General features: G+C 42.1%; 6 protein-coding genes and 1 pseudogene. 1 reads left to right on the top strand and 6 read right to left on the bottom strand.

Features of this window, described 5'->3' with window-relative positions:
* The 4 genes and pseudogenes from ACK5NH_RS14105 to ACK5NH_RS14090 all read right to left on the bottom strand — a co-directional run.
* Positions 1-184 (bottom strand): annotated as a pseudogene (locus tag ACK5NH_RS14105) (colicin V production protein); the annotation flags it as partial.
* Between the two features lie 21 nt (positions 185-205).
* Complete coding sequence (locus ACK5NH_RS14100) at positions 206-1,927, bottom strand: peptidase domain-containing ABC transporter (RefSeq protein ID WP_416921050.1); 1,722 nt, start codon at positions 1,925-1,927, stop codon at positions 206-208.
* Positions 1,927-3,174, bottom strand: coding sequence for an HlyD family efflux transporter periplasmic adaptor subunit (locus tag ACK5NH_RS14095; protein WP_416921048.1), 1,248 nt, complete (start codon positions 3,172-3,174; stop codon positions 1,927-1,929). Before ACK5NH_RS14095 ends, ACK5NH_RS14100 begins: the two co-directional genes overlap by 1 nt.
* 281 nt (positions 3,175-3,455) lie before the next feature.
* Entirely contained in the window at positions 3,456-4,892 is a 1,437-nt protein-coding gene (locus ACK5NH_RS14090; protein WP_416921046.1) for a DUF2628 domain-containing protein, read from the bottom strand.
* A 165-nt stretch (positions 4,893-5,057) separates the two neighbouring features.
* Between ACK5NH_RS14090 and ACK5NH_RS14085 the strand changes: the two genes are divergently transcribed.
* Entirely contained in the window at positions 5,058-5,285 is a 228-nt protein-coding gene (locus ACK5NH_RS14085) for a helix-turn-helix domain-containing protein (protein WP_416921044.1), read from the top strand.
* A gap of 14 nt (positions 5,286-5,299) precedes the next feature.
* Here ACK5NH_RS14085 and ACK5NH_RS14080 read toward each other — a convergent pair whose 3' ends face one another.
* Positions 5,300-6,574: a tyrosine-type recombinase/integrase gene (locus ACK5NH_RS14080; RefSeq protein WP_416921042.1), complete on the bottom strand. Its 1,275-nt coding sequence runs from the start codon at positions 6,572-6,574 to the stop codon at positions 5,300-5,302.
* 293 nt (positions 6,575-6,867) lie between these two features.
* Positions 6,868-7,200 (bottom strand): YegP family protein, encoded by a 333-nt coding sequence (locus ACK5NH_RS14075; RefSeq protein ID WP_011073636.1) that lies wholly within the window; start codon positions 7,198-7,200, stop codon positions 6,868-6,870.
* Positions 7,201-7,315 lie beyond the last annotated feature (115 nt).

Here is a 7,315-nt window from a genome sequence, read left to right as displayed (position 1 = left end):
GCCCTCCTGAAAACTGATTCCCCATATCGCCCACTAAACTGTTATACCCCATGGGCATATGTGCGATATCCATATCAATCGCCGCCAGTTGTGCACATTGCTGCATTTTTACGTAATGTGCCTCAGGGTCGAAAAAGGTAATATTGTCAGCAATCGAGCCTGAAAGCAGAGTATCGTCCTGCATAACGGCTGCGATTTGCTGCCGCTACTGGGTTAAGCCAATCTGCTGTATCGCTTGGCCATCGAGCAAAATACGTCCACTCGTGGGGGCTAACAGCCCTAGCATCAGTTTCACTAAGGTGGTCTTGCCACAACCAGAAGCCCCCACTATAGCGACAGATTCACCCGCCTGAATATCGAGACTCAGGTTGCTAACTACCTCGGGCTCATTTTCACCATAACGAAAGCTTACGTTCTCTAAACTTAAGCGCCCTTTGACAACATTGAGCGGTGTAAAGCCTTCTTGATGAGCCTCTTGCTCGTGGAGAGCAATGTCTGAGATACGGTCAAGGTGTAGTCGCAACATACGAAACATGATTAATTGTTCAATTAAACTTGCCACTCGTTCAGTCATTTGATTTTTATAGGCAATAAACGCTAATACCATACCGATGGTAAGGCCACCGCTCATCACAATCGTGGCGGCTAAATAAATCACCACGATATTTTCGATACCGAACAACAGTTTGTTCATTGCATCGAAGCTGATTTTTAGCCTACCTAAACGAATGTCAGCATTGATGACTTCACTGTAGCGATTTTGCCAAATACCTTGCCTAGCGCTTTCACAGGTAAATAACTTGATGGTTTGAATACCTCGGATATTTTCCAAAAAGTTACTTTGCTCTTTAGCCTGCGCTTGAATCGACTCTTCGGTGGCTCGATGAAGTGGTCGGTATAATGCAAAACGCATCAAGGTATACAATGCCACAGCAGCCATGACGACAAGTGTGAGTTTTACACTGTAAATCAGCATCATCACTAAAACAGCTATGGACATAACTCCATCAACTACCGTTTCAACTAAGCCTGTTGTTAGCCGCTCGCGTACTTGTGCCAAAGAGCCAAAACGCGACACTAAATCACCAATATGCCGCTTTTCAAAATAGCTCATGGGTAAGCGCAACAGATGACGTAGTAAGTTAACCCCCATTTGCATATTCAATAGGCTAGAAACCCTTAACACTAGCCAACTGCGAACACTGGTGGTAAACACGTTTATCACTACTAACAGCCCGAAGCCAATGGCCAGCACAATCAGCAAAGGCTGGTCCTGACTCACCAATACCTCATCAACCACCCATTGCATGTAATAAGGCGTGACTAACGCAAATACCTGTAATAATACGGATAAGAGCAGCAGTGTTATCAATGCTGCATTAACGCCACTGATTTTGGTCCACAGTTGGCTTAAGCGCATTTGCTGGCGTTCATCTTGTTTTACAAACGCCTTCGTCGGTGTCAGCTCAAGTGCAATACCGGTAAAATGTCTAGCAAATTCCTGCAGCGATAAGGTACGTTTACCTGCAGCAGGGTCATTTATGCTGATGCTTTTTTTCGTGACACCAGTGAGTACAACAAAGTGATTCATATCCCAGTGGAGTATGCAAGGCAGTGCTAACTTACCCACCTCCTCCAACGGGCACTTGAGCGCTCGACTGGAAAGCCCAATAGAATCACCTAATGAAATTAACTGCTGTAAATTCATCCCTTTTAAATTAGCGGTAAAGCGCTTACGCAGTGCCGCCATATCTAACTTGTGGCCGTTAAAGGTTGCTATCATCGCCATGCAAGCCAAACCGCACTCCGCCATTTCGGCTTGTAAAATCAGCGGCACTCGCTTTTTGCCAGAGAACTCAAGCAAATCTATGGGATTATTACGCTCGGTTATGGTTAAGGCTGCTTGTTTATCCGTTGCAATCGTCATTAGCTAACCCTTCCACGTAGGCTGTATATAGGGTCAAGTAACCAATCGAGCAATGTCCGCTTATCGAGCACAATATCGGCCTCCAACAACATACCGCTTCTAAGGGGAAAGGTTTCTCCATAAGCCTGCATATCTTGCGCGGATAAAGTTGTTCTAATACGATAAACTGGCTCAGTTAACTTAACTGGTAAATCGGCCTCACCATCCAATAATAAGGCTTTATCTACGCGCAATACTTCGCTATGCAAAAAACCAAATCGTTGATAGGGGAATGCATCAAAGCGCAATCGAGCTTCATCACCTTGTTTAACAAAACCCGCACTACGAGTCGGCAATAATAATTCAGCAACCAACGATGACCCGGTTGGAATAATGCTCATTAGGGGACGATTATTAGCAATAAACTCTCCCTCAACTACGCTTACAGATGCAACCGTGCCAGACTCTTGCGCTCTAACAACAAATCGATAACTGTTCTCCGCTTCATTTAATTGCCTTTGAATATCCGATTGACGTTTATAGACATCAGATTGCTTTAAATTAAATTGAAATGGCAAACTTGCCAATTCTGAGCGAGTTTGATTTAACTCACTATTAATTGAAACTCTATTCGACTCGAGATTTTCCAATTCTTGCTTAACTTCAATCAATTTTGATAGTTGAAATTGATAATCAAGCTCTGATAAATATCCATCTTTATAAAGTTTATCATGCTGCTTATTTTGTTTAATTTGTATTGTTAACTTTTCGTCTAAGAGCGCCTTTTGCCTTGATACCACCGCCATTGATTCAATTAAATCAGTGAGTCGCTTTTCGAGTCGCTTGGTTTCAGAAGCATTCAATGCAGAATTATTTTTAAGCTCTTCATTTAAAATGAGTTGCTGTTGTTTTAGCTCACTAATGAGCACTTCGCTTAGCTCAATCCCTGATGCCATGCTGCTTCTGACGATGACAGTGACTAATGGATCACCCGCATTAACGTTAGCTCCTTCCTTTACGTGTAATACCTCTACATTCCCACTGCGGTTGGCATAGGTTTTAATTACGCCCTTGTCAGGTACTAGATATCCGCGAACCGTTTCTTTTCGGGCGTAATGGGAGAAGTATAAAAACATAGCCACAACAAAAACAGTAACGATAATCGACAATGATACCGTATAAATCGATAGCGGTTGTGCTAAGGATATTTCCCCATATAGTCTTTGCTTTTGTTCGTCGACAGCTTGCTGGCGAAATAAATTAGACATTCTTAAACCTATAAATACTGCTACATAAGTTATGCGAAGCTTGGGCTTGTATCATATTTGTTTGAGGTGTGACTTATTTGTAGGTTAAGTGCATGTGTTGCGCTTTTGAATAGTACTTTAGTATTAAAGTCCATGCTTTTAGTGTGGTTATTTGTTTTGCGAATTGTTAGTTTTGCAATGGTTTTGTGTGTGTTTTGCAATTTTTTAATTGACTTGGTCTTGTGGCGTGGTAAAGAATAAATTCACCAATGAACTACCTAATAAAAGCATTGCAATTATTATCAATCACTAAAGTCCTCTCGCATTTCTGCTCTATTACGATGTATGTCCTCAATTGTTTTTCTAAAACGATCAACATTTAATTCAGGTATTTTAATATCATAGACTGGCCCCGCCATTAAGGTGTTATTTCTGATGTTGAGGAAAAATTCTTTTTCATTATACGATTTAGTTATGTTTCTTTTTTCATCTGGATATATGATCTCAACTCCTGTAAATATGACTTTCACCTTACTATCAATGATTGAAAATTGAGCTATGATATTATAGCGCTTAGGCTTCATTACATGATTAGCCCAAAGACTTAGCTCCTGCTTTCGCTGGTTTTCAATGTAAGAGGGGATCGCATTCGGTTGTAATAGTTCGTTATCATAAAAGTCATTTAGCATCTTGATTTCAGCATTGTAGTTGCTTACGGCTGTTGGCCTATCAACCATGCATGTGTATTGTACAAACTTTAGACCTCTATCATTTTCAAACTCTTCCCACAGAATCTTATCGCAACCATCGTATGTGTCTAATGCATCTCCTGTGTTGTATTCGTTATAGTAAGGAAGTGCAGTGCTTTTTATTCGATGAATATTTGAGCCCATTTCGAACAAATATAATAAGACTAGTCCAGCAGTAACTATGGTTACGGTGGTTATTATAGTTATTGGACTACTCATCCATTTTGGCATCCAAGGCCATGTCGTTTCGCCGAGCTTGTAATAGCGGTAATAGTCATAATTAGCCAGCACCGCAAAAATGGCACAGTTAAGCGAGGGTAATAATCTATCGAGTAACCTTGAGCCGGAAAACAGCTCCCAAATCATATAGATACCGATATTTGCCATGACTAGCATTAAGGTGAGGTAAAGTCCTTTCTTCCACATGCCTTTGGCAAAGTAATAAAAAGGACCAAAAAGAAACGCAAGTATGTTGAAGTTAACAACAAAATTTGCCTTTAGCTGCTGACTTTTAAGTCTCGATCTATGCGCTGGATGTTTAGCGCAAGCCAGTAGCCCTAATTTATCCGCTTCTCTAAGGTCAAACTCAGCAAACACCTTTTGCCAACCTTTACTTAACTCATCATAGGATGTCACTGCTGGCTTTACGGCTATAACAGGCTTTGTCTTAGTTGGCGTAACAGGTGGAGTTGTTATTGGTGTCGCTACTTTTTGTGGTGTTACAGGCTTTGAGGCTACAGGAGTTGTTGCTGACGCCTGGGGTGGGGAGGCTTTAACGTAAGTAATAATACCCACAGTGTTCAGCTTTGCTTTTAGTGCATTAGCTTCACTTTCACTTAAGGCTTTCTTAATGCATATAGGGTTACCAGAAAACAGTAGGTGTGCTTTTTCTTCTGGAATTTTAAGAAACTTTGCTAAGACCACACTCAGTTTGTGACGGTCTTTTCCTTCTGCGATCTCACCTTTAAAAATGACGTTATAGGAGTTCATTACTTTTCCTTGTGATGTGAATAGAGCTATTGGTTGCTGTATATGCAGAACTCAAGTGTGCTCAATGGCTTAAAAGAGGACTATAAGCATCAAATGCGGATTATAATCCGTGGTTAGTTGGTAAGCAAATTCACATAGTGGTTGCCTTGTGATCAAGGAGACACTATGAAAACTTTAGCGACTGAATTAGGTCATGCGATGCGTAAAATGAGAAAGCTCAGGGGCTTATCTCAGGATGAGTTAGCGTTAAGGGCAGAAATTGACCGTAGTTACATCGGCCGTATAGAAAGAGCTGAGGTAAACTTAACGCTTGATATGTTGTATAAGATTGCAGAAGTGCTTGATTGTGAGCCACACGAGTTGTTACCAACTCGTGCATCTCTTAGAGTTTAAGCGTTGTTTTATATTTAAATACAACCCACTTTTTTATAGTGTGCTTCCCACTCTTTATACTTTTCTTTCAATATATTAAGGTGCTTCTCACTGCGCTTTCTAATCGATTTCTTGACTGTTGCATCACCGAGGTCAACACCAGACAACTCCTTACTGAACATCTTAGGGATTACATGGCTGTAGTGTTTTTCAATCATCGCAACACTGGTACCACATTGTTTCGCCAAGACTTCCATATTCACCCCCGCTAAGAGTTGCCAAGTGATATAGCTGTGGCGTAAAGAGTAAAGTGACCTATCACCATGCGGTGAGTTCTCCAAGCCCGCGTTAGTCAGCGCTTTTTTGAAGGCTTTAGATAACTCATTGGTAGTACTACCATCGGCTAATCGGAAGAGTTTGTCTGTGGGTTTCCGGTTTGGGAATCGTTCGCGTAATGATTGTAAGCTCGACAGGATCTCTTCGCGACACACAATCTCACGAGTGCCAGTGTGCTTAATGGTTTTCCCTTTGGTGACGGTAATAAAGAACTGAACGGCACTGCCGTTGGTCTGGAAGCGAATATCACCCCACGTTAGGTTATCCATCTCAGTACCAACTCTGATGCCGGTGTAGACCGCAAACTCCATATAATCGATGAGCAATTCACGGATTTGTCTGGTCTTTTCTTTACGGCTGTTTTCCTCCAAAGAAACCACAGCATCAAAGGCTTTTTCATATTCTTCAGGTGTGAAGTGAGCACGGCGTTGTGACTCTGCCCCTTTGGTTGATAGGGATGGCACTTGAGCGGCTAGCATCCACTTCTGGTCTACAGCTTCCTTAAATACCATCTGCATAGCCGCGTTATGGTTCTGAAGCATGGATTTTGTTGGTTCACGACCAAATTGTTCAGCACGCCATAAGTCAAATGCTCGCAATTTTTCACTGTCGATAGAGGTGATGTAAGTGCGGTCAAAGAACGGGATATGGTATTTGTGAAGCAACTGAATATAAATTCTATAACTAACGGCTCCCGTACCTTTATCAAGGGCTGATTGCATAGCCTTAATGGCTTTTTCTGCTACATCGCGAAAACGTTTGGAGCTAACAAAAAGGCCACGCTCCTGCAATATCCCTAGTTCCATTTGTAGGCGGTGAGCCATGGCTATGGCTTTCTCTTTTTCCTTCTGTTTAGTCGCTTTGGCAATCCACTTGCCAGCAATTTTAATCCGCGCGTACCAACGCTCGCTATTGTCCTGCTTATAGACGTATAATTCGTCTGAGATATCGTGTCGTTCGAGTTGTTTGCTCATGGTCAGAGTCTGATGTGGGTTTTGCAAAGAATTTGCAAAGTGCGATAATGATGTCGTAACTTACTGAAAAATAGAAGTGGTTTTAAGCACTATCTTTTCAAAATCCACCGCCCTTAAAAGCGTGACGGTTCGAGTCCGTCCTCTGGTACCATCCCCTTGGGGGACTTAAAGCCGACATTAAGTCGGTTTTTTTGTATCTAAAATTCAGCATTGTTAGATACTTACCGCTTTATGTCCAGCTTTTTGTTGGTACACACATGCCCTTCAAGATCCACCACTCCGCACATACCGAACTAGGTTAGATCTTTAATCGTCGTGGTTTTCCCATTCTCCATCACCGACTTGATCCCATTATCTCTCGCTGCGGTACTCGAATACATTTGGCTGGTGCCAATGATCTGATGGTTCGCGGCTTTTAGGTTGAAGTACGGCTTATCGTTTTTCGCCACTTCTTTGGCATATCGGGCTTCGATAGGGGAGTTGGTTTGAACGGATTCGATACCATTCATGGCACCACTCTTACCCGTGTAGAGTTCGCTGGTGAGGATGACTTCTCCGTTACCAGCCTTAAGCACAAACTTAAATTGATCGTTACTGCTTTTGCTTAATTCATACCATCCTGACATGAGGTTGCTCCTTCTTCTTTAAGGCATTGCATAGCGCAAGCAAGGAAACCATTTCCTGCTCGTGCCTCAGTCTAGTCGACTTTATCTGGTTTGATATGTGCCGATGCCACATTTT

Origin of the sequence: Shewanella sp., assembly GCF_047975355.1 — a bacterium.
Taxonomy (GTDB): domain Bacteria; phylum Pseudomonadota; class Gammaproteobacteria; order Enterobacterales; family Shewanellaceae; genus Shewanella.
This window is presented reverse-complemented; position numbering and strand designations above follow the sequence as displayed.